The sequence below is a fragment of the Actinoplanes sp. NPDC024001 genome, assembly GCF_040638955.1.
Classification (GTDB): domain Bacteria; phylum Actinomycetota; class Actinomycetes; order Mycobacteriales; family Micromonosporaceae; genus Actinoplanes.
Window position 1 is genome coordinate 14,029 of the sequence record NZ_JBEZZB010000107.1, and the last position, 22,583, is coordinate 36,611.

Below are 22,583 nucleotides of genomic sequence, written 5' to 3' on the forward strand. Positions count from 1 at the left end.
GAAGCAGCAGCCCATCTGCGGCCGGGCTGAGTAGGTTCCTCATCCGGCAAGGTGAACGGCATCCGCAGATAAGCGCAAATCACATCAACCACCGTCTGCCGCCTTTCCAGTCTGGTTGAACAGGCGTTCATCGGTGTGACATCCATTACTATCACTGCGTTAGGTCCCGGCGACTTGGGTGAGGGGTCATGACGGAACACGAGCACCACTCGCATAACCCGCTCACGCGCCGCTCGCTGATCGCCGGCAGCGGGGGTCTGCTGATGCTGGCGGCCGCGCCCGGGTCCGCGCTCGCCTCGACCACCGGCGTGGCCACCGACGGCCGCCCGGTGCGCGCGACCGGGGCCTCCCGCGCCTCGGCGATCAGCCAGGGCACCAGCCTGGTCCACGCCGACCTGCACAACCACACCCTGATGTCGGACGGCGACGGCGACCCGGCCAAGGCCTTCGAGTCGATGCGCTCCGCCGGCCTGGACGTGGCCGCGCTCACCGACCACGCCACCCTGCTCTCCATCAACGGCCTCTCCAGGAGCGAGTGGGACCGCACCGGCCAGCTCGCCGACGCGGCCAACACGCCCGGCGTCTACACCGCGCTGCGCGGCTTCGAGTGGTCCCACCCGCTGCTCGGTCACGTCAACGTGTGGTACACCGGCAGCTTCACCGACCTGGGCGGCTCCAGCAGCATGTCCAAGCTGTACGACTGGATCTCGAAGACCGGCGGCATCGGCGGCTTCAACCACCCAGGCCGGGAGCTTCTGCGGTTCAACAACTTCGCCTACAACGCCGCGCTGCGGGAGCAGATGGTCGGGCTGGAGATGTTCAACCGCGGCGACGACTACCTGTTCGACGGCTGGTCCAGCGGGCAGACGTCACCGCTGAACGCCTGCCTCAACGCCGGCTGGCGGACCGGCCTGACCGGGGTCACCGACGAGCACGGCACCGAGTGGGGTTACCCCGAGGGCAAGGGCCGCACCGGCGTCTGGGCGGTGGAGAACACCCGCAACGGCGTGCTGGCGGCGATGCGGGACCGGCGGTTCTTCGCCACCCGGGTCAGTGGCCTGCGGCTGGACGCTACCGCGGCGGGCGTACGGATGGGTGGCAGCCTGCCCTTCGCCCAGGGTGACGTGCGTTTCGTGGTTGATCTGGACCGCGGCCCGGAATGGGCCGGCAAGCCGTTGCGGATCCAGGTGCTGCGGCCGGGCACGGCCGCGCCCGCGGTGGCCGACGAGGTCGACACCGCGGCGGGGCGGGTCACCGAGTTCACCGTGCCGCTGGACATCGCCGACGGCCCGTGGGTGGTGCTGCGCGTCTCCGATCCCACGCAGGCCAACGCCTCACCCGGCCCGGCCGGCCATCCGTGCAACGACTGGGGTGTCGCCTACACCAGCCCGTGGTGGCTGACCGCCTGACCGCGTACCCCCTGGGGAGTACCGGCATTGCCCTCCCCGGGAGGATGTGAGCGTCGTGGTCGTGCGGCATCGTCGACGCATGACAACGCAGACAGTGATCGTCACCGGCGCGACCAGTGGGCTCGGCGCCGAGGTCTCCCGGGTGCTCGCCGGGTCCGGCGCCACAGTGATTCTGGCGTGCCGCGACCCGGTCCGGGGCCGCGCGGTCGCCGACCGGATCGGCGGCCGCACCGAGGTGCGCCCGCTCGACCTCGCCGACCTCGCCTCCGTGCACGCCTTCGCCCGCGACCTTCCCGGCGACGTCGACGTGCTGATCAACAACGCCGGGGTGATGGCCGTGCCGCGGGGCCGCACGGCCGACGGGTTCGAGCGGCACTTCGGCACCAACCATCTGGGCCCGTTCGTGCTGACCGCGCTGCTGCTCGACCGGATCCGCGGGCGGGTCGTCACGGTTACCAGCGGCCTGCACGTGCTCGGCCGCGGCGACTGGGAGGCGCGCCGCTACCAGCGGTGGCTGGCCTACGGCCGCTCCAAGCTGGCCAATCTCCTCTTTGCGTACGAGTTGCAGCGCAGGTTGTCCGCCGCGGGCCGGCCGACGGTGTCCGTGGCGGCGCACCCGGGTGTCACCGCCACCGAGGGCCAGCGCCGCGACCGATCGCTGCAGGGCAGGATCCTCGCCGGCGGCCGGGCCCAGCCGGTCCCGATGGGCGCGCTGCCGATTCTCTACGCGGCGACCGCCCCCGACGTGCCCGGCGGCGTCTGCGTGGGCCCCGACGGTTTCCTGCAGCGCCACGGCAACCCGGCCCTGGTCCGCACCAGCCGGCGATCCTACGACCGGGCGCTGGCCGCCGGCCTCTGGGACCGCTCCGAGCGCCTGACCGGCGTCCGCTTCACCGCCGGCCCGGTCACCGCGCGATGAGCACCGCACCCGGGAAGGGCTGCAGGTTGTACTGGTCGAGCCGGGCCTCCACCGTGAACCCCGCATCCTCGATCCAGCCGGCGACCCGCTCCGGCGGCCGGTGGTAGACGTGCACCCGCATCGGATGCCCGCCGTAACCTTCGGTCTTCAACCGGGTCTGGTCGCCGGTGAAGAACCCCACGACGAGCGGGGATCCGGCCCGCAGCACCCGCCGGAACTCGCCGAGCGCCACCGGCACCGCCTCGTCCGGCACGTGGATCAGCGACCACCAGGCGAGCAGCCCGGCGACGTGATCGTCGGGCAGGTCCAGGCTGGTCATCGACCCCACCGAGAAGCGCAACTCGGGGTGATCCCGCCGGGCGACGTCGATCATCCCGGGCGACAGGTCGATGCCGAGGACGTCCATCCCGAGCCCGGCGAGATACGCGGTGATCCGCCCGGTCCCGCACCCGACGTCCGCGACCGGCCCGTTCCCCGCGTCCTCCACCAGGTTCTTGAAGAGGGAGAGCATCGCCCAGTCGTAGTGGGCCTCGTCCAGCGAGTCCCGCAACAGGTCGGCATAGCTTTTCGCGACGGTGTCATAGGAGGTGCGGGTGTCGATCATCCAGGCGTCCGCAGTCATGGCCGCAGACCCTAACGGCCCACCGGTCCGGCCGCCCGCCAACCCGCCGCCTCGACACCGCGCACGCGCTCCCGCCGCCGGCGACGATCAGGATCTGGTGATGGCCTGACGGAGGGACGGGGGCAGCCGGGTGCCCGCGCCCAGGATCTCGATGCCGACGGCGTGGCCCTCGGCGTTGAAGTCGACGTTGACGGTCACGTCGGTGGCGTCCACGGTGGCCGTCCGCTGCACCGAGCCCGGCGCCAGCGGATGCGACAGGTAGATGTAGGCCGCGTCCGCTTCCTCGTCGTAGGTGCACAGCAGCGGCACGCGCGTCTCCCGGTACATGACCTCAGCCTGTCAAACAGCGCGTTCCAGCGCGGGCCGGTGCCGCAGCGTCCACTCGTAGGCATCGCCGACCCGGTCCGCCGCGCCGGAGTCGCGCAGGCGCACCATCGCCGGGTCGCCGGCTTCGGCGGCGGCCAGGATGCCGGTGCGGCAGCGGTGCTGCCACCACAGGATCGTCGCCACCAGCGCCGGGCGGTCAGCGAACGGGCCGTAGGCGCCGGCGACCACGGCGATCAGGCCGGCCGCCTCCGCCGGATCGGGGATCGCCGGGCCGAGGCCGATGTACTGCCAGCAGACGTGCGCGACGTCGTGCACCCGCCGGCCCGGCGCCGCGATGTCCCAGTCGATCAACGCGACCGGCAGGCCGGCCCGGTAGACGGTGTTCTTCGGGGACAGGTCGTTGTGGCAGACCACCTCCTGATCGGCGGCCAGGTCCGTGCCGGCGGTCAGGTCGTGGAACTCGCGAACCAGGCGGGCGACCGCGGCCAGGGCGGGTGCGGTCCGCACGTAATCGGCCGGCTGCCACGGCACGTCACCGTCGAGATAGCTGAGGACGTCCCGGCCGTCAGCGGTGCCGAGGAAGCGTGGCGCCCCGCCCCACCCGCGCGCGGTGAAATGGGTGAGCAGGGCGTGCACGAAACCGGGGTCGCGCGGGGGATTCTTGTGAACGGTGCCGCCGACGCGCACGGCGTCGGCGACGAAACCACCAGCCAGCGGCTGCCGATCGGTCATACCCGGGCTTTCTGCGGCGTGAGGGTGTAGACGGTGAGCGCGGCCAGACCGGCGCCGATCCACAGTACGCCGGCGGTGGGCAGAGCGCTGACCGCCAGGCCGCCGAGCAGGGCGCCGACGGCGATCGAGAGGTTGAAGGCGCACACCAGCAGTGAGCTGGCCGCCTCCGTACGATCGGGTGTCGCCGACAGCATCCACGTCTGCAGCGCGACCGGCACGGCGCCGTACCCCAATCCCCAGATGATCAGCAGGGCCGCGGCTGTCAGCGTGCCCACCTCGGCGACCGCGAGGGCGGCCATGGCCGCGGTGAGCAGCACCGCGATGCCGAGCACGGTGTGCCGCAGCCGCGCGCCGACCAGCGCGCCGGCGATGAAGTTGCCGCAGATCCCGGCGACGCCGAAGGCCAGCAGCAGCACACCGGCCCGCGACGCGGGCTGCCCCGCAGACCCTCGCCTCGGCGACGTGGGTGATCCCATGGCCGCAGCTGCTCCTGGCCGCTGCCATGCTCGGCTTCGCCTTCGCGGCCCGCGCCGTCAACCGTCTTCGCGGCCCGCGCCGTCACCCGCCGTCGCCGCTGGCGCCTGGAAACCCTGCTGGCGCAGGCCCGCCTCGAAGGCGCCAGGTCAACCCTTCCCGGTACGCCCTAATGGCCCCGACCCCAACCACGCGGCCCGCCCCGGCGCGCCCCGTGGCGGCGGACCACCGCCGGCCGTGGCGAACGCGGCGTCCGATCACCGCCAGACCTCACGGCCGGTTTCGACCAGGCTTTCCGGCATGGACAAGACACTTGAGGGCAAGGTCGCACTGGTCACCGGCGGCAGCCGCGGAATCGGGGCGGCGGTGGCGTCGCGCCTGGCCCGGGCCGGGGCGGCGGTGACGTTCACCTATCAGCACGATGAGACAGCCGCCGTGGCCCTGGTCAAACAGATCGAGGCGGACGGCGGCACCGCGACGGCGATCCGGTCGGACAGCGCCGACCCGGCCGCCGTGGTCGCCGCCGTCGAGCAGGCCGCAGCCGGCCGGCGCCTCGACATCCTGGTGAACAACGCCGGCGCGTTCCTCGTCGGACCGCTGGAAGACCTGGGACTGCCCGAATTCGACCAGACCGTGGCGGTGAACGTGCGGGCCCCGTTCGTGGCCTCGCAGGCCGCGGTCCGCCACATGCCGGCCGGCGGCCGGATCATCAACATCGGCAGCAACATGGCCGAACGGGCCGTCTTCCCGGGCTTCTCGCTCTACGCGATGAGCAAGACCGCCCTGATCGGCCTGACGAAGGCGCTCGGCCGCGAACTCGGGCCGCGGGCGATCACCGTCAACCTGGTGAACCCGGGCCCGACCGACACCGCCTCCAACCCGGCCGACGGCCCCAACGCCGCGACGATCAGCGCCCTGACGGCGCTGGGCCACTACGCCGAGCCGACCGACGTCGCGGCCACGGTCGCCTTCCTGGCCAGCCCGGAGGCCCGCTACATCACCGGCGCCACCGTCAACACCGACGGCGGCTTCACCATCTAGTCCGTCTCCGCGGTGGGGGTCTGCCCGCCGCTCCTCCCCGGCTGACGCCCAGCGTCGCCTTTCGCCCGCTGAACAAGCACTGGCCGTCAGCCAGCCCGCCCGGCTGACGCCCAGTGTCCGCTTGTGCCTGCTGACCGAGCGCTGGCCGTCAGCCAGCCCGCCCGGCTGACGCCCAGTGTCCGCTTGTGCCTGCTGACCGAGCGCTGGCCGTCAGCCGAGCCGGCCGGCTGGCGGTCAGTGTGGGCTTTTGCCGGCTGGGCGGGCTCTGGCCGTCAGCCGAGCCGGCCGGCTGGCGGTCGGTGTGGGGTTTTGCCCGTTGGGCGGGCGCTGGGGGTCAGCCGGGCTGGGTGGCTGGCGGTCGGTGTGGGCTTTGGTCTGCTGAGCGAGCGGTGGGTGTCGGCCGGGCCGTGGTCGCGGTCGCGGCGGCACGCGCCGGCGAGGGTCGCGCGGGCCGGGCCGAACTCACGTCGCGCTGGGCGGCGCAGGTGTGGTGAGGCCGGCCAAGCGGCATACGGCGGCGAAGCCGTCGTCGGTGCCGGGCCAGTGGGCGCGCACGGCGTCCAGCCCGGCGCGGCGCACGACCGAGCGCAGGACCGCGGTGACGATGATCGCGTCGTCGGCGTAGCCCAGGACGGGGATGAAGTCGGGGATCAGGTCGATCGGGATCGCCAGGTAGACCAGCAGCAGCGTGAGCCGGACGCGAACCCCGCGCGGCAGGTCGCGGTCGCCGGCGAGCCGGCGCAGCAGACGCAGCACGTCTGGCAGCAGCCGCAGTGCTTCCCGCAGCAGACCCTTCTCCGGCTTGGCGATCAGCAGGGCGGCGATCAGCGCCAGCCACACGAGGAGCAGTGCGGCGGTGACGCCGATCAGCGTCTGGGCCCACCAGGGCATGTCGGTTGCCTTCCGCGGAGAGTGAGCCGGTCCGGGCTCCGCGGCACGCGAAGGCCGTCAACGCGTGTGCGCACCTGGCGGCGGCTTTTCGTCGGCGCGACCGCGGACGGTCTCAGCGTAACGGTGAGATCGCTGGGCTCGGCGCCTTCGGGTTCCGCGCGGACGGGGGACGGCGGGTGGCCGGTGCGCCAGGCTCTAGGGTTGATCTCATGAGCGATCGCCCGCTGACTCTGATGGCTGTGCATGCCCACCCCGACGACGAGGCCTCCAGCACCGGTGGCATCCTGGCGCGCTACGCCGCCGAGGGGGTCACGACCGTGGTGGTGACCTGCACCGACGGGCGGTGCGGGGACGGTGCGGGTGGGGCGAAGCCGGGGGAGCCGGGGCACGATCCGGAGGCGGTGGTGGCGACCCGGCGGCGGGAGCTGGAGGCCAGCTGCGCGGCGCTGAAGGTCACGCACCTGGAGATGCTCGGCTACCGGGACTCGGGCATGCCGGGCTGGGAGTCCAACGAGGCGCCGGGCGCGTTCTGGGCCACGCCGGTCGGCGAGGCGGCGGAACGGCTCGCCGAGCTGATCCGCCGATACCGGCCGGACGTGGTGGTGACCTACGACGAGAACGGTGGCTACGGTCACCCGGACCACATCCAGACCCACCGGGTGACGATGGCGGCGGTGGAGCTGTCGGGCGTGCCGGCGAAGGTCTACTGGAGTGCGATCCCGCGGTCGCTGATGGCCGAGGTCAGTGAGCGGATGCGGGAGCTGGGCATCGGCCTGGAGGCGCCGGAGTCCGGTGAGCTGCCGGAGATGGGCTGGCCGGACGAGGAGATCACGACCTGGATCGACGTGGCCGGTGTCCTCGACCAGAAGTTCGACGCCCTCGCGGCGCACGCCAGCCAGGGGGACGGGGCGTTCTTCCTGAGCCTGGGCCGGGAGATGTTCGCCCGGGTGATGGGCCGCGAGTGTTACGTGCGGGTGCGCGACACCACCGGCGCGGCGATCCCGGAGGACGACGTGTTCGCCGGCCTGCGTTAAATGGCGTGAAACCGGGTGCGGGCGGCTGCGAAGATCAGCGCCGACTCTCCCGGGAAGGAACCGTGATGTCCGGCTTCGACGTCCGTGCCGTGAACCTCGCCGCGCTGAACTCGCTGACGAAGTACCCGTCGATCGCGACGTACCACGAGCTCGATCCGCGCAACGGCGGTCTCACCGAGCGGGTCACCGCCTTCGGGTCGGCGGTGATCGGCACGGAGAAGGTCGACGGTACGAACTCGCGGATCATCCTGCTGCCGGACGGCACCTACCTGCTCGGTTCGCGGGAGGAGCTGCTCTACGCGCGGGGGGACCTGATCGGCAACCCGGCTCTCGGCATCGTCGAGAACCTGCGGCCGGTCGCCGAGTCGCTGGCGGCCACCGTCGACGACGCCATCCAGGTGTTCTACCTGGAGCTTTACGGCGGCAGGATCGGCGGCCAGGCCAAGCAGTACTCCGGTGCGGGCGCCCTCGGCCACCGCCTGTTCGACGTGGCCGTCATCGGCGACCTGGACGACCGGCTGAGCTGGCCCGCCCAGCGGATCTCCAGCTGGCGGGAGTCCCAGGGCCAGCATCTTCCTGCCGGAGCACGAGTTGCAGGCGGTCGCCGCCAAGACGGGCCTGGAGCTGACGCCGCGGCTGTTCACCGTGGACGCCGCCGAGCTGCCGGCCGGGGTGGCGCAGATGAGCCGGTTCCTCGCCGACCGGCTGCCGAACACCCTGGTCGCGCTGGACGACACCGGCCACGGCCGGGCGGAGGGCGTGGTGCTGCGCACCGAGGACCGTTCGGTCATCGCGAAGGCCCGGTTCCAGGACTACGCCCGGACGTTGAAGCGCCGCTGACACGCCGCGGGCCGGGAACGCGACGCGTTCCCGGCCCGGTTCGGCTTGCTCAGGACTTGAAGGCGTCCTTGATCTTCTCGCCGGCCTGCTTCAGGTTCGAGCTGGTCTGGTCGGCCTTGCCCTCGGCCTCCAGCTGCTCGTCGTCGGTGGCCCGCCCGACGCCTTCCTTGACCTTGCCGCCGACCTCTTCAGCCTTGTTGTTGGCCTTGTCCTCGAACGACATCGAGCACCTCCAGCTCAGATATGTACATCTGACGGAATACCCGCACGGGCCCGGTCGATGCGCCCGGCTGCCGCTTTTCTACGAACGGGGCAGCCAGACCCGCATGGTGGAGGGGCCACGTTCGGCCCAGTCGTGGTAGGGACGCAGCGTCACCCGCAGCGACTTCATGCTCGATTCCGGGGCGGGCGCCGCGTACGGCCACTCCTGATCGGTCGGGGTGACGATCCGGCACGAGACGACCACCCCGCCGTCACCGTCGGTGAGTGGCACCGCCGGGTCGACCCGTAGCGTGTCCAGCGCCACGGTCGGCGGCAGGTCGACGGACTCGGCGCAGTAGACGACCGGCCCCCGCTCGACCGCGACGCAGCCCCGCACCGCGTCCACGCGCGGGTCGGCGGCGGTCACCCGGGGCCGGATCGCCAGGTCGAGCACCACGGTGTCCCCGGCGGCGAAGCGGCGCCGCAGGCGGGCCTGTCCGGGCGGTACGGCGAGCCCGTCCAGGGTGGCCCCGGTGGCCCAGTGCGGCACCCGCAGGGTCAGCGTCCACGGGGTGTCCGGCGCCTCGACGATCCGGATCGCGATCCGCCCGTCCGCCGGGTACTCGGTGTCGATCTCCAGCGCGACGGTGCCCTGCGGCAGGCCGATCCGCAGCGACGCGGCCGCGTACTGATGCAGTTGCACGCCGTCGTCGTCGCTGGTGGCGAGGTACGCGGCGAGGCTGGCGAAGGTGCGCGCCAGGTTGGTGGGGCAGCAGGACACCCCGAACCACGGCGCCCGCATCGTCGAGTCGGAGCGCGGCGCGAGCTCGTCCGCGGCGGGCTCGCTGCCGAGGACCCGCCGGTGCAGCGTGTTGGTGTAGAAGAAGCGGGTGCCGTCGCCGGACGGCGCGGTGGCGATGACGTTGAACAGGGTGCGCTCGATCAGGTCGGCGTAGCGCGGGTCGCCGTGTGCCAGCAGCAGCCGCCAGGACAGCATGATCGACCCGACGCCGGCGCAGGTCTCCGAGTAGGCGCGGTCCGGCGGCAGCACGAAGTCGTCGCCGAACGCCTCGTCCTGGTGGCGCGAGCCCATGCCGCCGGTCAGGTACGTCCGCCGGGCCACCGTGTTGCGCCACTGCCGGGTGACGGCGTTGAGCAGTTCACCGTCACCGGTCTCGATCGCCACGTCCACCGCGCCCGCGGACAGATAGGTGGCCCGGACCGCGTGACCGCGCAGCACGTCCGCCGTACGAATGGGAACATCGTCCTGGAAGTAGGACCGATCGAACTCGATCTCCGGAAGGCGGCCGTGGCCGCGCCGGTCGATGAACAGCTTGGCCTGCTCCAGGTAGCGGGCTTCGCCGGTGACCCGGTAGAGCTCGACCAGGGCCGGCTCGATCTCCGGGTGCCCGCAGATCGACGCGATGCCGTCCGGCCCGAAGACGTCGCAGACGTGGTCGGCCGCGCGGATCGCCACCTCGACCAGCTCGTCCGTGCCGAAGGTGCGGGCCCGGGCCACCGCCGCCTGGATGAGGTGGCCGTAGCAGTAGAGCTCGTGCCCCCATTCCAGGTCGCTGTAGCGGGGCTGCTGCCCGTGCCGGCCGAAGTTGGTGTTGAGGTAGCCGTCGGGTTCCTGGGCGGCGGCGACCCGGCGCACGATGGCCCGGTACCGCTGCTCCAGGCCGGGGTCGCCGGTGCGGCCGAGCTCCCAGGCCATCGCCTCGAGCAGCTTGTAGATCTCGCTGTCGGAGAACTCGCGGCCGCGGCGCTCGTGCGGCGCCGACGAGAAGTTGCCGAGCCAGCCGGCACGGTCCAGCCAGTGTTCGATGTGGGCGAGGGTGGCGGACCGGTTGACGTCCTGCCTGCGCTGCCAGAAGCCGGGGCGCAGGGTGACCTCGTGCAGGCCCAGCGGGCGCAGCCGGCCGTGGCTGGGCAGCGCGGGGACGCCGGAGACGGTGGCAGGTGCTTCGTTGATCGTCACTTGGATCACCCTTTGAGAGCGCCGGACATGAACCCGCGGACGTAGTGCCGCTGGAGGGCGAGGAAGAGCAGCACGCACGGCAGGGCCAGCACGACCACACCGGCCTCCGTCGCGCCGTAGTCGACGATGCCCATGACCTGCTGGCGCATGTTGGCGACGGCGAGCGGAAGCGGAGCCTTGTCGGAGTCGCTGATCAGCACGAGCGGCGTGATGAAGTCGTTCCAGGCGGCGAGGAACGCGAACAGGCCCACCGTGATCGTGCCGGCTTTGACGGCCGGCAGCAGCACGTGCAGCAGCGCCCGGAACGAGCCGCACCCGTCGATCAGGGCGGCCTCGCGCAGCTCGGCCGGGATCGCCTCGAACGAGATGCGCATCATGAACGTGGCGAACGGCAGCTGGAACATGGCCAGCACCAGGGCCAGCCCGACCAGCGAGTTCTGCAGGCCCAGCTGGTTGAGCAGCACGTAGAGCGGGATGAGCAGGGTGGCGTACGGGACCATCAGGATGGCCAGGGTGAGCAGGAACAGCACGTTCTTGCCGGGGAACGTGAACATCGCGAACGCGTAGCCGCCGAGCACCGCCGCGATCAGGGTGAAGGCCACGGTCAGCAGCGAGACGACGGTCGAGTTGAGCAGGTACTGGCCGATGCCGGCCTGGTAGCTCGCCAGGGTCTGGTAGTTGCCCAGGCCCCAGCCGTCGGTCTGGGCGGTGCCGGCCTGCGGGCTGACCGAGGCGACCGCGGCCCAGAGCATCGGCAGCAGGAAGAGCACGGCGAGTGCGCCGGTGAAGACGTAGTAGGGCATCCGGCGCATTCAGGACTCCTTGTCGCGCAGGCCGCGGAACTGCAGGACGTTGACGACCAGCAGCGCGGCGAGCACCAGGATGGACAGGGCGGCGGCGCGGCCGAGGTCGTTCTGGCCGCCGAAGGCCATGTTGTAGACCAGCTGGACGATGGTGACCGTGCTGTTGTCCGGGCCGCCCTTGGTGAGGATGTAGAACTGGTCGAAGGCGAGCATCGAGCCGGTGACGCAGAGGATCGTGCAGAGCGCGAGCGACGAGCGCAGCAGCGGCAGCGTCACGTACCGGAAGGTCTGCCAGCGGCCGGCGCCGTCGAGCCGGGCCGCCTCGTAGACGTCGCCGGAGATGCCCTGCAGGCCGACCAGGATCAGCAGCATGTAGAAGCCGGCGAAGCGCCAGACGATCAGCGCGACCGTGGACCACAGCGCGGTGCCCGGGGTGCCGAGGAACGAGTCGACGCCGAGGAAGCCGAGCGGGCTGCTCTGCGGTGAGTAGAGGGCGTAGAACAGCAGCGACGCCGAGGCCAGGCCGAGCGCGCTCGGCACCAGGAACGAGGTGCGCAGCAGGCCGGTCCACCGGGTGGACTCCTGCACCAGCAGGGCCAGCCCCAGGGCGAGGGCGAGCAGGATGACGGTGGTGACCACGGTGTACTTGACCGTGAACCAGACCGCGGGCCAGAACAGCCGGTCGTCGAGGGCGGAGGTGAAGTTCTCCGGGGCGTTGATCCCGCGGTTGCCGGCGAACAGGCCCCAGTCGGAGACCGACATCTGGCCGACCAGCAGGATCGGCACCACGAAGAAGATCAGTACGAATATCGCCGTGGGGGCCGCGTAGACCCAGCCGCTGAGCGCGGGGGAGCGTCGTACCGGGCGGCGGCTGCGGACGGCGGGTGGCGCCGCGGCGAGTGTCGGAGCGGATTGCATGAGTGCGGGTGACCTCCGGGCGTCGGGCGCGCCGGGGCTCATCGGAGCCCCGGCGCGTGTCCGCGTTACTGACCGAGCACGCCGCTGACCGCGGCGTTGTCCTTGGCGAGCGATCCGGGATCCCCGAAGACCTGGTTGCGGAACAGGGTCACCCACGGGCTGCCCGGCGCGTTGTACGCCTGCTGGAAGTTGATCGCGAACGGCGTCTTGCTCTGCGGCGACGCCGCGACCTTGTTGACCGTGACCACCCGCGGGTCCTTCGCCGAGTACTCGTTGTCGGCGAGGTCGGTGCGGGCCACCGTGCTGTTGCCGGCGGCGAGCACGTCGACCTGCGCGGCCTCGGAGGTGAGCCAGGACAGGAAGTTCCAGGCCTGCGGGCTCTTCTTCGAGTCCTTGGAGACGCCGATGCCGTCACCGCCGAGGAACGTCGAGGAGCCGCCGCTCACGCCGGGGATCGGCACGACGCCGACGTCGACGGTCTTGGCCGCGGTCGGCAGCAGGGTGGCCGGGTACGGCATCACGCCGACCTTGCCCTCCTGGAACGCGGCGACCCAGGTGGCGCCGGTCTCGTCCTTGGAGCCGGGCGCGATCGCCCCGGCGGTCTGCAGCTCGCGCCAGGTGGAGTAGACCTTCTGCGCGGCCGGGCCGTCGAGCATCGCCTTGGTGCCCTCGGCGTCCATGACCTCCTCGCCGCTGGCCCAGATCATCGGGAACCAGGTGAAGACGTTGCAGCCACCGCAGTTGCCGCCGAAGTAGGTGCCGTAGGTGTCCTTCTTGCCGAGTTTCTGGATGGCGAGGGCGTGCTGCTTGAACTCGTCCAGGGTGGCGGGGCCCTTCTCCGGGTCGAGGCCGGCCTCGGAGTAGAGCGCCTTGTTGTAGAAGATCACCGAGAGGTCGAGGACGAACGGCAGCACGTATTTCTTGTCCTCGTAGGTGCCGGCCGTGACGTGCCCCTGGTTGATCTTGTCGGCGTACGGCAGCTTGCCGATCTGGTCGGTGAGGTCGGTGAACAGCCCGGCCTTCGTCCAGTTCGGCACGTAGACGATGTCCGCGGCGAACAGGTCGGGCAGGTCCCCGCTGCCGGCCGCCGCGCCGACCTTCGCCACGTAGTCGTCGTTCGGCACGATGGTCAGCTTGACCTGGTTCTTGTGCGACTTGTTGTACGCCTCGACCAGCGCCTTGGCCTGCAGTTCGAGCGGCGCCCGGGTCCACAGGGTCAGTTCGGAGCCGTCGTCGGTGCCCTCGGCGGTGATCTCCGCCGAACTGGAGCCCTCCGCGTCGTCGGACCCGCACGCCGCCATCGCGGCCACGAGCCCCAGTGCTGCCAGCGCGGCCACCGCTCTGCGGATGCCACGAGATGTCCCGGTCCTCACTATGCTCCTCCTGCAACGTTTCGGGGGTATGTTTCGGAGTTGGCACGGGGTGTACTAGGCTGATCGATGCCGCGCCAGACGGATTAGCAGCTAAGACGCGGTGGAGCGCGACCGGTGCGAGTGTCCTGGCCGATCGCCGAAAACGTTTTCAGAAACGTAATCGGGTGGAGATTTTCTTGTCAAGAGGTTCGACAGCCGACGGCACAACGGCCGACAATCGTCGAGATCGGAGGCGGGGCTTGGAGGAATCGTTCGGCGCGGCGGCGAACCGCACCGTCACCCTGCGCGACGTGGCCCGGCTGGCCGGCGTCTCGGTCGCCACCGCGTCCAAGGCCCTCAACGGCCAGCCGCAGGTCCGCGCCGAGACCCGGGCCCGCGTGGTGCGCGCCGCCGAGCAGCTCGCTTTCTCGCCGAACACCTTCGCCCAGAGCCTGATCACCCAGCGCAGCGGCACGGTCGGGCTGCTCACCTCCGACCTGGAGGGCCGCTTCTCGATCCCGATCCTGATGGGCGCCGAGGACGCGTTCGGCTCCGACCAGACCTCGGTCTTCCTCTGCGACGCGCGCGGCGACACGATCCGGGAGAAACACCACCTGCGGGCGCTGCTGACCCGCCGGGTCGACGGGCTGATCGTGGTCGGCGCCCGGCCCGACACCCGCGCCTCACTCGGGCGCGACCTGCCGGTCCCGGTCGTCTACGCGTACGCGCCCTCCGACGATCCGGCCGACCTGTCGCTGGTGACCGACAACGTCGGCGGCGGCCGGCTCGCCGTCGACCACCTGATCCGCTGCGGCCGGCGCCGGATCGCGCACATCACCGGCGACCCCGGTTACGGCGCCGCCCACGACCGTGCGAAAGGCGCCCTGGACCGGCTCGCCGAGGAGGGCCTGGAGTTGGCCGGCGGCGAGGTGTGGTTCGGCATGTGGTCCGAGGCGTGGGGCCGCGGCGCCGCCCGCATGCTGCTGGAGCGCTGCCCCGATGTGGACGCCGTCTTCGCCGGCTCGGACGAGATCGCCCGCGGCGTGCTGGACGTGCTGCACGAGGAGCGGATCGCGGTGCCCTCGCAGGTCGCCGTGATCGGTTTCGACAACTGGAACATCCTGGCCGCCAACGCCCGGCCGCCACTGACCACGATCGACCTCAACCTGGAACAGCTGGGCCGCACGGCGGCCCAGCGCCTCTCCGCGGCCATGGAGGGCAAACCCGCCTCGGGTACGGAGACGCTCCCGGTCCGCCTGATCACCCGCGAGTCGACGGCCCCGCTCAGCTGAGCGAGCGCGTCGGCGGCTTGCCCGCGTTGACGAACGACGGCATTCCCACCCTCCTAGGATGCTCTGGCGGGTGTGTGCTGCACCGCGCCGGCACGAGAGACGGGACCGAGCCTCGAACACGGCTCTATAGAGTTTCTGTAGCCGCCCTGCAGGGCAGCTCGGTGACCTCGCGGGCCCCGTACGCTCGGAAGGTCCGCAAGGCCTCGCGCCGCGCCGCCTCCGCGGCCGCGTGCCGGCCGCGCGCCTCGAGAAGCTCGGCGATGTCGCGCTGGGTGCGGGCGGCGAACAGCGGCATCTCCAGCGACCGGAAGATCTCCAGCGCGCCGTGCAGGCAGGTGTCCGCCCGGTCCAGCCGCCCCGCGCTCAGGTGCAGCTCGCCGAGGGTGCGCAGGGTCATCGCCTCGGCCCACCGGTCGCGCCCGTGCCGGTCGCTGACCAGCAGCGGCTCCAGCACCGCCAGGGCCCGGTCGAGCTGGCCCATCCGCAGGTGCGTCTTGGCCAGCGCGCGCAGGCTGAAGCCCTCCAGCTTCACGTCGCCGAGCTGGCGGAAGATGGTGGTCGCCTCGCTGAGCACCTGCTCGGCCGCGTCCAGGCGCCCGGCGGCCCGGTGCACCAGGCCGATGGTGCGCAGCGTCAGCGCGGTGCCGCGGCAGCTTCCGGCCCGCTGATAGGCCTCCAGCGCCCGCTCCAGGGACGCGTTCGCCTCGTCGATCGCGCCCTGCTCCAGGTAGACCGAGCCGGCGATGCGCGCGCAGTGGCCGATCGCGCTGTCGTCGTCGAGCACGGCGCACGCGGTCATCGCCCGCTCCAGGAAGTGCCGGGCCTCCGGCAGGTAGCCCTGCTCGCGGCAGGCCAGCCCGAGCGCGGTCAGGGTGGCCGCCTCACCCCGCTGGTGCCCCAGCTCGCGGAAGAGCCCCAGCGCCTCGGACAGGTGCCGGCGGGCCTGCGGATAGCGATCCTGCTCGTAACGGAACTGGCCGAGCGCGGCGACCAGCACCGCCTCACCGAGGCGGTTGCCGGCGCGGCGGGCGGCGCCCAGCGCCGCGTCGTGCGCCCGCTGCCACAGCTCGGTCACGTTGTTCAACGGGTACGACGACGCGCACACCAACGACGCGAGCCGCACCGCGGTGTCGTCCAGATCCAGGGCGGCCGCCCGCTCGACGGCCAGGACCAGGGACGTCTGCTCCACGTCCAGCCAGCCGCGCGGGTTTGCGGGCGTCTCCACCGCGTGCGGCTCGCCGGCCGGGACGTCGCGGGCGGGCAGCCACAGCGGGATGCAGCCGGAGGTGACCCGGTCGGCGATGTGCCCGCGCAGCCGCTCCAGCCGGGCCAGCCAGCCGTCGGTGACCCGGGTGGTGACGGCCACCTGCTCGGCGTACGGCTCGTGCAGCTCGGCCTGCTCCCGGGCGTAGATGCGGATCAGGTCGTGCAGCCGGTAGCGGATCTGGCCGACCCGGTCGACGTACGTGTAGTCGACCAGGTGCGCGTCGACCAGCTGCTCGACGACCGCCTCGGCGTCGTCCAGCCGGTGTCCAGCAGCGCGGCCACCACCCAGCAGGGGAAGTCGGCCGGGCCGAGCTGCCCGAGCCGGCGCAGCACGGTCCGCGCCCGCGGATCCAGCCCGCGCAGGCTCATCTCGATGGTGGCGCGGACCTGCTGGTCGCCGGCCCACAGCTCGTCCAGGCGGCGGCGCTCGTCGCCGAGACGGCGGGCCAGCAGCTCGGCCGACCAGTGCCGGCGGGTGGCCAGCCGCGCGCCGGCGATCCGGACGGCCAACGGCAGCCGCCCGCACGAGGTGACGATCGCGGCCGCCGCGTCCGGCGCCGCCGCCACCCGGTCGTCGCCGACGACCCGGGCCAGCAGGGTGGTCGCCTCCTGCTCGCTGAGCATGTCCAGCTCCAGCAGCCGGGCCCCGGCCAGCCCGGGCAGCCGGTTGCGGGAGGTGATCAGCACCCCGCACCGCGGGCTGCCCGGCAGCAGCGGGCGGACCTGCTGCTCGTTGGCGGCGTCGTCGAGCACGACCAGCACCCGGCGGTCGGCGAGCAGGCTGCGGTACTGGTTCATCCGCTCGTCCAGGCTGCTCTCGATGGCGCTCGGGTCGACGTCGAAAGCGCGCAGGAACCGCCCGAGGACCTCGGCCGGCGAGGCCGGTGACGCGGACATGCCGCGCAGGTCCACGTGCAGCACCCCGTCCGGATAGGCGGCCGCGACCCGATGGGCGACGTGCACCGCCAGGGCCGACTTGCCGATGCCGCCCGGTCCCGCGATCACCCCCACCGAGGAGTGTTCGAGCAGCCGGATCAGCTGGGCGGCCTGCTCGTCGCGGCCGGTGAAGTCGGCCGCGTCCGGCGGCAGCTGCGCGGGCACCGGCCGGGCGGTGACCGGCGCCGGTGGCCCGGGTGTGCCGCGCAGGATCGCCTCGTGCAGCCGGCTCAGCTCCGGGCCGGGCTCGATGCCCAGCTCCTCGACCAGGATCTCGCGTCCCTGCCGGTAGACCGCCAGCGCGTCCGCCGCCCGGCCGGCCCGGTGCAGCGCGGTCATCAGCTGCGCCCGCAGCGGCTCCCGGGTCGGATGCTGCCCGACCAGCACCGACAGCTCGGCACACAGCTCGTCGGCGTGGCCCAGCGCCAGGTCGGCGCTGATCCGCTCCTCGGTGACGGTGAGCCGCTGCTGGTCCAGCCGGGCGGCCTCGGCGGTGAGCGCGGCACTGCGTACCCCGCTCAGGGCCGGGCCGCGCCAGAGCGCGGCCGCGGCGCGCAGCAGCTCCGACGCCTCCGCGTGGCGTCCCTCGCGGGCCGCCGCGCGGCCGCGCGCGACCAGCGCGTCGAACCGGTTCCGGTCCAGGCTGTCCGGGTCGATCCGGGCCAGGTAGCCCGGCGGCCTGGTCTCGATCATCTCGGCGGGCAGCACCCGGCGCAGCGCCGAGACGTACGTCTGCACGAGCGCCCGTGCCGTCGGCGGCGGGTCGTCGTCCCAGATCACGTCGATCAGCCGGTCCGTGGCGACCACCCGCCCGGCGGGCAGCAGCAGCGCGGCCAGCAGCGTGCGGATCTTCGTCCCGCCGAGCGGCAGCACCTCGCCGCCGGAGCGCACCTCGACCGGGCCGAGCAGCCGGAACTCGAGCTCCGCGGCCGCCGGCTCCTCGTCGGCGCCGGCCGTGGCGGCCAGCACCGTCTGATAGGCGCCGCGCAGCTCCCGGCCCGGGTCGGCGCCCAGCTCCTCGGCGAGCAGGCGGCGCATCATCGCGTACCGGTCCAGCGCCTCACTGGCCCGGCCGCACTCGTGCAGCGCCCGGATCAGCGCCGCGGCCAGCGGCTCCACCAGCGGGTACTCCTCGCAGAGGGCGCTCAGCGGGTGCAGGGTCAGCCCGGCTGCCCCGGCCGCCGACGCGGCGCGGGCCCAGGCCAGGGCCACCTCGATCCGGCGGCCGTGCCACTGCCGGCGCAGCCGCTGCGCCCACGGGCCGGGCAGGTCCGCCACCGGGCTGCCCCGCCACAGGCCGAGCGCCTGCTCCAGCGGCTCCGGCTCGTCGCGGGACGCCAGCCGTTCGAAGCGGCGCAGGTCGACCAGGTCGGCCGGCACGTCGATCCGGTAGCCGCCGCCGGCGCGGGTCAGCTCCACCGGGCCGTCGCTGAGGGCGCGGCGCAGCGCGGAGACGTACGCCTGCACGGCGTGCCGGGCCTTCGCCGGCGGGCGTTCGCCCCACACCCGGTCGATCAGCACGTCCATCGGCACCGGGCGCCCGGCGTCCACCAGGAGCGCGGCGAGCACGGCCCGCTGCCGCGGCTGCCCGATGTCGACCGGTCCGTCCGCGGTGCGCGCCTCGACCGGTCCGAGCAGTCGGAACTCCACGCGTGGCCTCCCCTCCAGCCGCCACCATAAACGCCGCTCGATGCGCTCCCGCGGTGAGGGCCCCGAGGTTTTCCCGAGTGGTCTGCGGCACCGTCGGCGGTGGAACGGCCGCACCGCAGCACGGGGGAGTGAGACGGTGAACGCGACCGCACGGGCCTTGACGGCCCTGTTTCTGACGGCCGGCTTTCTGCTGGCCGGTTTCGTCACGGCCGGCTTCCTGGAAGCCGGCTCCGGGCCGACGGTGCCGGCCGGCTCTCTGGAAGCCGGCTCCGCGCCGACGGTGCGGGCCGGCGAGTGCTTCCGCTATGTGCAGCGGGACCACCACGGCGTCTGGGTCCGCGGGTGTGCCAGGCCGCCGGGGCAGCCACTCGACCGGCATCGGGCGCTGGCGGAGGCGGCCCGGCGGCGGACCGGGCTCAACAAAGCGGCCCGGGTGCCGAACGTGAGGTCGTGCGCATGCCCGGGATCGACGACCACGAGGCCGAGTTCTGGGTGCGCCAGATCCGGATGGGTGTGCTGATCGCGGTCGCGCTCATGCTGCTCGCCGCCGTCCACGTGTCGATCAACTGGGCCGACGGCCAGCAGTGGTGGGCCTGGCCGATCGGCGCCGCCGGCCTGGCCCAGTCGGTGATCTGGCTGCTGCCGTGGCGGCGGCTGGTGCGCAGCGCCCGGGTCCGGACCGGGCTGTTCGGCTGGTGGCTGGTGCAGATCCCGGTGCTCTGCTTCTTCGCCCACGTCGACCTCTACGGCGCCGTCCTCTACCTGCCCTGCGTGATGCTGATGGTGGTGACCGCCGGCGCGCTCTTCCCGCCGTCGATGGTCGTCGGGCTCGGCGCGGTCTCGCTCGGCGGCTACTTCGCGCTGCTGCCCACCCACGCCGGCCTCAGCACCGTGCTGGTGGCCGGGCTCGCCCTGGTGATGGTCTTCGTGGTGGCGGTCAGCGCGGTCATCGCGCACAACCGGCGACACATGGACGAGCGGCGCCGCGCGGCCGAACGGCGCACCGGGGCGCTGCTGCAGAACTCGCCCGAGGCGATCATCGCGATCAGCCGGGACGGGCAGGTCAGCTACGCCAGCCCGTCGACGCAGCACGTGCTGGGCCACCCGCCGGCCACGGTCACCGGGGAACTGCTCGGTGGGCTGGTGCACCCGGAGGACATGCCGCGGCTGCGTACCTGGATGGCCGCGCTGCGCGCGTCGGCGCCGGGCTCCACCGACGAGACCGAGGCGCGGCTGCGCCGGGCCGACGGATCGTGGGCGGTGCTCGACGCGATCGGCACCAACTGCCTGGACGACCCCGACCTGCACGCCGTCGTGATCAGCATCCGCGACGTGGGCACCCGCAAGGCGCTCGAGGAGCAGCTCAGCCGGCAGGCGTTCACCGACCCGCTGACCGGGCTGTCCAACCGGGCGCTCTTCCGCGACCGGCTGGAACACGCCACCGCGCGCCGCGACGCCGACGTCACCCTGCTGCTGATCGACCTGGACGACTTCAAGGACGTCAACGACAACCTCGGCCACAGCGCCGGCGACGACCTGCTCACCACGGTGGCCGGGCGGCTGCGTACCGGGGTGCGCCCCGGCGACACCCTGGCCCGCCTCGGCGGCGACGAGTTCGCGGTGCTCATCGAGAGCCTCGACGACCGGGACGCGGCGGCCACCGCCGAACGGCTGCTGCACGAACTGCGCCGCCCGATCGAACTGGGCGGGCGCGACATCCGCTGCACCGCCAGCATCGGGGTGGCCGGCTCCGGTGGCGGCATCACCGCCGAGGAGCTGCTGCGCAACGCCGACCTGGCCATGTACGCGGCGAAACGGCAGGGCCGCAACGCCTGCGCGGTGTTCGACGAGGCCATGTACGCCTCGCTGATCAACGAGGCCCGGCAGCGGATGGAGATCGAGACGGCGCTCGCCGAGGAGCAGTTCGTCGTGCACTACCAGCCGGTCGTCGACCTGCCGCACCAGCGGGTCATCGGTGTCGAGGCGCTGGTCCGCTGGCAGCACCCGGAACGCGGCCTGCTCGCCCCGAACCACTTCATCGACAACGCCGAGGAGACCGGCCTGATCGTGCCGCTCGGCCGGTGGGTGCTGCAGGAGGCGTGCCACCAGCTGGCCCGCTGGCAGGCCGACGGGGTCGCCGCCGGGCTCACCATGAACGTCAACCTGTCCGCCCGGCAGTTCCAGAACGCCGGCCTGGTCGACGACGTCCGGGACGCGATCGAACGCTCCGGCGTCGAAGCCGGCCTGCTCACCCTGGAACTCACCGAGTCGATGCTGCTGCAGGACATCGACGCCGCCGCGGAGACCCTTCACGCCCTGCGCCGGCTCGGCGTCCACCTGGCCATCGACGACTTCGGTACGGGCTACTCGTCACTGAACTACCTGAAGCGGCTCCCGGTCGACGTCATCAAGATCGACCGCGCGTTCATCACCGAGGTCGCCACCGACGCCGGTGACAAGGCGCTCGTCGACGCGGTCGTGACGCTGAGCCGCGCGCTGAGCTTGAAAACCGTCGCCGAGGGCATCGAAACCGATGACCAGCAGGAGATGCTGCACCGGCTCGGCTGCGAATACGGCCAGGGCTACCTGTTCGGCCGCCCCGCCGAGCCGGAGGCGATCGCCTCACTGCTGCGCTCGCACGCCGAGGTATCTTCGCTGCACGCCTGAACGACGGAGGTGCGAGGTGAGGACGGTGACGCGCCGGATCGCGCTGCGGCGAGCCGACCTGGACGACGCCGTCTGCCCCGTGCCCGAGGAGATCGCCGCCGCCCTCGCCGGCCGGGAGACCGTCACTGTGGTGCTCGAGCACAGCGGCGCCCGGGAGGTCTTCGAGGCGGCCCTGCGGCAGGAGGTCGGCTGGCAGCTGAGTGTGAGCTGGCCGGCGGACCTGCACCCCGGCGTGCTGGTCACCATGGCGTGGCGGCCGGCGAAGGACGAACTCGGCCTGCGCACCACCCCGGCCGAGGACCCGATGCGCGTCGACGGCGTCGACTACTTCCACGAGTACGACCCGGCAGTGGTCACCCGCGAATTCGACCCCGGCAAGTCGAACCACGGCCAGGTGCTCGGCGTGGTGCGCCGGCTCGGCCGCGTCTTCGACGACGGCTCCGCCGTCTTCACCGAGGCGGGCGTCGCCGCCCGCTGCGGCCTAGGCCGGGGCGCGCGCGGCACGTTCCTGTTCCGCAATGCGGTGGACCAGCTGATCCGCGAGGGGTACGTGACGCGCGTCCCCGGCAGCGTGGATCCCGAGGGGCAGCCGTCCTATCCGGCGGTCGACGGCGAGGAGCCGGCCGACATGCTGTTCTACGCGCCGCTGGTCGAGCCGGCCCCGACCGGGGACGGCGCTGACCGCCGCGAGCACTGGGTGAACGGTTTCATCCGCAAGCTGCCACCGGGCGCCCAGCCGTCGGAGAAGCAGCTGGCCGCCCATCGGCGGGCGGTCGAGAACGCCCAGATCGACGAGGACACGCTGGCGCCGGGCTACACGTTCGTGAAGAAGCACCACCGGCACGGCTGACCGCCGAGGCCCTGCCCCAGCCCGGCCGGCCCGCCCCCAGCAGTGCCTCATCGCGCGTGACCCCAGCCCCAGCCGGCTGTCATGCACCAAATACGCCAGCGGCGAGGTGTCCGCGCGCCAGCCGGGCGGCCTCGGCTGGCTGGGGCCGTAGCTTGTGGCGGGAATGAGCAGCGGGTGACCTTGATCGGCTACGGCCGGGCGGGGGTGGCCGCCGGGGGAGCCCGGGACGGCCTTGTGGCGCCTCTGGGGTGGCGGGTGCGGCGGTGTGGTGCACCGGGATCGGGCTTAGTACTGCTACGGCGGATCACTACTTCGAGTAGTTCTGGATCGTTTCCCGGACGTGGTCACGGTTGAGCAGGTGCAGGGTTGGGACGAGGC

At 72.5% G+C, this 22,583-nt stretch carries 20 protein-coding genes and 1 pseudogene; 9 read left to right on the plus strand and 12 right to left on the minus strand.

Annotated features, from left to right (window positions below):
* Positions 1-188: 188 nt before the first annotated feature.
* Positions 189-1,409, plus strand: a complete 1,221-nt coding sequence (locus AB0F81_RS33240) for a CehA/McbA family metallohydrolase (RefSeq protein WP_360203649.1) — start codon at positions 189-191, stop codon at positions 1,407-1,409.
* Between the two features lie 79 nt (positions 1,410-1,488).
* Positions 1,489-2,328, plus strand: a complete 840-nt coding sequence (locus AB0F81_RS33245; RefSeq protein ID WP_360203651.1) for an oxidoreductase — start codon at positions 1,489-1,491, stop codon at positions 2,326-2,328.
* Here the strand turns inward: AB0F81_RS33245 and AB0F81_RS33250 are convergent.
* The 4 genes from AB0F81_RS33250 to AB0F81_RS33265 all read right to left on the minus strand — a co-directional run bounded on the left by AB0F81_RS33250 (position 2,315) and on the right by AB0F81_RS33265 (position 4,485).
* Complete coding sequence (locus tag AB0F81_RS33250; RefSeq protein WP_360203652.1) at positions 2,315-2,950, minus strand: class I SAM-dependent methyltransferase; 636 nt, start codon at positions 2,948-2,950, stop codon at positions 2,315-2,317. The genes AB0F81_RS33245 and AB0F81_RS33250 overlap by 14 nt on opposite strands.
* Before the next feature lie 87 nt (positions 2,951-3,037).
* The gene (locus AB0F81_RS33255) at positions 3,038-3,277 is read right to left on the minus strand and encodes a DUF2283 domain-containing protein (protein WP_360203654.1); all 240 of its coding nucleotides are present in this window, start codon (positions 3,275-3,277) and stop codon (positions 3,038-3,040) included.
* A gap of 12 nt (positions 3,278-3,289) precedes the next feature.
* Positions 3,290-4,009 carry a phosphotransferase gene (locus AB0F81_RS33260; protein ID WP_360203655.1) on the minus strand — a complete coding sequence of 240 codons (720 nt, stop codon included), beginning with the start codon at positions 4,007-4,009 and terminating at the stop codon, positions 3,290-3,292.
* Positions 4,006-4,485 carry an MFS transporter gene (locus tag AB0F81_RS33265; RefSeq protein ID WP_360203657.1) on the minus strand — a complete coding sequence of 160 codons (480 nt, stop codon included), beginning with the start codon at positions 4,483-4,485 and terminating at the stop codon, positions 4,006-4,008. The genes AB0F81_RS33260 and AB0F81_RS33265 overlap by 4 nt, the downstream gene beginning before the upstream one ends.
* Positions 4,486-4,783: 298 nt before the next feature.
* On the opposite strand from AB0F81_RS33265, the gene AB0F81_RS33270 reads away from it, so the two are divergent.
* The gene (locus AB0F81_RS33270) at positions 4,784-5,524 is read left to right on the plus strand and encodes an SDR family oxidoreductase (protein ID WP_360203659.1); all 741 of its coding nucleotides are present in this window, start codon (positions 4,784-4,786) and stop codon (positions 5,522-5,524) included.
* A gap of 462 nt (positions 5,525-5,986) precedes the next feature.
* Here the strand turns inward: AB0F81_RS33270 and AB0F81_RS33275 are convergent, their stop codons facing one another.
* A complete protein-coding gene (locus tag AB0F81_RS33275; RefSeq protein WP_360203660.1) occupies positions 5,987-6,415 on the minus strand; it encodes a DUF1232 domain-containing protein in 429 nt (142 codons plus the stop codon).
* A 209-nt stretch (positions 6,416-6,624) separates the two neighbouring features.
* Here AB0F81_RS33275 and AB0F81_RS33280 point away from each other — a divergent pair, with 209 nt between their 5' ends.
* From AB0F81_RS33280 to AB0F81_RS33290, 3 genes and pseudogenes are all read left to right on the plus strand, one after another.
* Positions 6,625-7,449, plus strand: a complete 825-nt coding sequence (locus AB0F81_RS33280; RefSeq protein ID WP_360203661.1) for a PIG-L family deacetylase — start codon at positions 6,625-6,627, stop codon at positions 7,447-7,449.
* Positions 7,450-7,514: 65 nt separating this feature from the next.
* A pseudogene (locus AB0F81_RS33285) lies at positions 7,515-7,955 on the plus strand (RNA ligase family protein); the annotation flags it as partial.
* Between the two features lie 85 nt (positions 7,956-8,040).
* The gene (locus AB0F81_RS33290; protein ID WP_360203663.1) at positions 8,041-8,289 is read left to right on the plus strand and encodes a hypothetical protein; all 249 of its coding nucleotides are present in this window, start codon (positions 8,041-8,043) and stop codon (positions 8,287-8,289) included.
* A gap of 49 nt (positions 8,290-8,338) precedes the next feature.
* Here AB0F81_RS33290 and AB0F81_RS33295 read toward each other — a convergent pair whose 3' ends face one another.
* The 5 genes from AB0F81_RS33295 to AB0F81_RS33315 form a co-directional block, all read right to left on the minus strand.
* Entirely contained in the window at positions 8,339-8,512 is a 174-nt protein-coding gene (locus tag AB0F81_RS33295) for a CsbD family protein (protein ID WP_360203665.1), read from the minus strand.
* Positions 8,513-8,590: 78 nt separating this feature from the next.
* Positions 8,591-10,471 carry a beta-L-arabinofuranosidase domain-containing protein gene (locus AB0F81_RS33300; protein ID WP_360203666.1) on the minus strand — a complete coding sequence of 627 codons (1,881 nt, stop codon included), beginning with the start codon at positions 10,469-10,471 and terminating at the stop codon, positions 8,591-8,593.
* 5 nt (positions 10,472-10,476) lie between these two features.
* The gene (locus AB0F81_RS33305; protein WP_360203667.1) at positions 10,477-11,283 is read right to left on the minus strand and encodes a carbohydrate ABC transporter permease; all 807 of its coding nucleotides are present in this window, start codon (positions 11,281-11,283) and stop codon (positions 10,477-10,479) included.
* The gene (locus AB0F81_RS33310) at positions 11,284-12,192 is read right to left on the minus strand and encodes a sugar ABC transporter permease (RefSeq protein WP_360203669.1); all 909 of its coding nucleotides are present in this window, start codon (positions 12,190-12,192) and stop codon (positions 11,284-11,286) included.
* 65 nt (positions 12,193-12,257) lie between these two features.
* On the minus strand, positions 12,258-13,565 hold the full coding sequence (locus AB0F81_RS33315) for a sugar ABC transporter substrate-binding protein (RefSeq protein WP_360203671.1): 1,308 nt from the start codon (positions 13,563-13,565) through the stop codon (positions 12,258-12,260).
* Positions 13,566-13,804: 239 nt separating this feature from the next.
* Between AB0F81_RS33315 and AB0F81_RS33320 the strand changes: the two genes are divergently transcribed.
* Complete coding sequence (locus tag AB0F81_RS33320; RefSeq protein ID WP_360203672.1) at positions 13,805-14,836, plus strand: LacI family DNA-binding transcriptional regulator; 1,032 nt, start codon at positions 13,805-13,807, stop codon at positions 14,834-14,836.
* 124 nt (positions 14,837-14,960) lie between these two features.
* On the opposite strand, the gene AB0F81_RS33325 is transcribed toward AB0F81_RS33320, so the two are convergent.
* The gene (locus AB0F81_RS33325) at positions 14,961-16,202 is read right to left on the minus strand and encodes a tetratricopeptide repeat protein (protein ID WP_360203674.1); all 1,242 of its coding nucleotides are present in this window, start codon (positions 16,200-16,202) and stop codon (positions 14,961-14,963) included.
* Positions 16,203-16,255: 53 nt separating this feature from the next.
* Positions 16,256-18,688: a BTAD domain-containing putative transcriptional regulator gene (locus AB0F81_RS33330; RefSeq protein ID WP_360203675.1), complete on the minus strand. Its 2,433-nt coding sequence runs from the start codon at positions 18,686-18,688 to the stop codon at positions 16,256-16,258.
* A 456-nt stretch (positions 18,689-19,144) separates the two neighbouring features.
* On the opposite strand from AB0F81_RS33330, the gene AB0F81_RS33335 reads away from it, so the two are divergent.
* A complete protein-coding gene (locus tag AB0F81_RS33335; protein WP_360203677.1) occupies positions 19,145-21,355 on the plus strand; it encodes an EAL domain-containing protein in 2,211 nt (736 codons plus the stop codon).
* A 25-nt stretch (positions 21,356-21,380) separates the two neighbouring features.
* Positions 21,381-22,205 carry a hypothetical protein gene (locus AB0F81_RS33340; RefSeq protein ID WP_360203679.1) on the plus strand — a complete coding sequence of 275 codons (825 nt, stop codon included), beginning with the start codon at positions 21,381-21,383 and terminating at the stop codon, positions 22,203-22,205.
* Positions 22,206-22,583 lie beyond the last annotated feature (378 nt).

Coding starts and splice junctions, on each gene's coding strand:
- AB0F81_RS33280 (WP_360203661.1), top strand. CDS start 6,625: ATGAGCGATCGCCCGCTGACTCTGATGGCTGTGCATGCCCACCCCGAC.
- AB0F81_RS33250 (WP_360203652.1), bottom strand. CDS start 2,950: ATGACTGCGGACGCCTGGATGATCGACACCCGCACCTCCTATGACACC.
- AB0F81_RS33295 (WP_360203665.1), bottom strand. CDS start 8,512: ATGTCGTTCGAGGACAAGGCCAACAACAAGGCTGAAGAGGTCGGCGGC.
- AB0F81_RS33260 (WP_360203655.1), bottom strand. CDS start 4,009: ATGACCGATCGGCAGCCGCTGGCTGGTGGTTTCGTCGCCGACGCCGTG.
- AB0F81_RS33275 (WP_360203660.1), bottom strand. CDS start 6,415: ATGCCCTGGTGGGCCCAGACGCTGATCGGCGTCACCGCCGCACTGCTC.
- AB0F81_RS33245 (WP_360203651.1), top strand. CDS start 1,489: ATGACAACGCAGACAGTGATCGTCACCGGCGCGACCAGTGGGCTCGGC.
- AB0F81_RS33310 (WP_360203669.1), bottom strand. CDS start 12,192: ATGCAATCCGCTCCGACACTCGCCGCGGCGCCACCCGCCGTCCGCAGC.
- AB0F81_RS33305 (WP_360203667.1), bottom strand. CDS start 11,283: ATGCGCCGGATGCCCTACTACGTCTTCACCGGCGCACTCGCCGTGCTC.
- AB0F81_RS33255 (WP_360203654.1), bottom strand. CDS start 3,277: ATGTACCGGGAGACGCGCGTGCCGCTGCTGTGCACCTACGACGAGGAA.
- AB0F81_RS33265 (WP_360203657.1), bottom strand. CDS start 4,485: ATGGGATCACCCACGTCGCCGAGGCGAGGGTCTGCGGGGCAGCCCGCG.
- AB0F81_RS33270 (WP_360203659.1), top strand. CDS start 4,784: ATGGACAAGACACTTGAGGGCAAGGTCGCACTGGTCACCGGCGGCAGC.
- AB0F81_RS33335 (WP_360203677.1), top strand. CDS start 19,145: ATGCCCGGGATCGACGACCACGAGGCCGAGTTCTGGGTGCGCCAGATC.
- AB0F81_RS33240 (WP_360203649.1), top strand. CDS start 189: ATGACGGAACACGAGCACCACTCGCATAACCCGCTCACGCGCCGCTCG.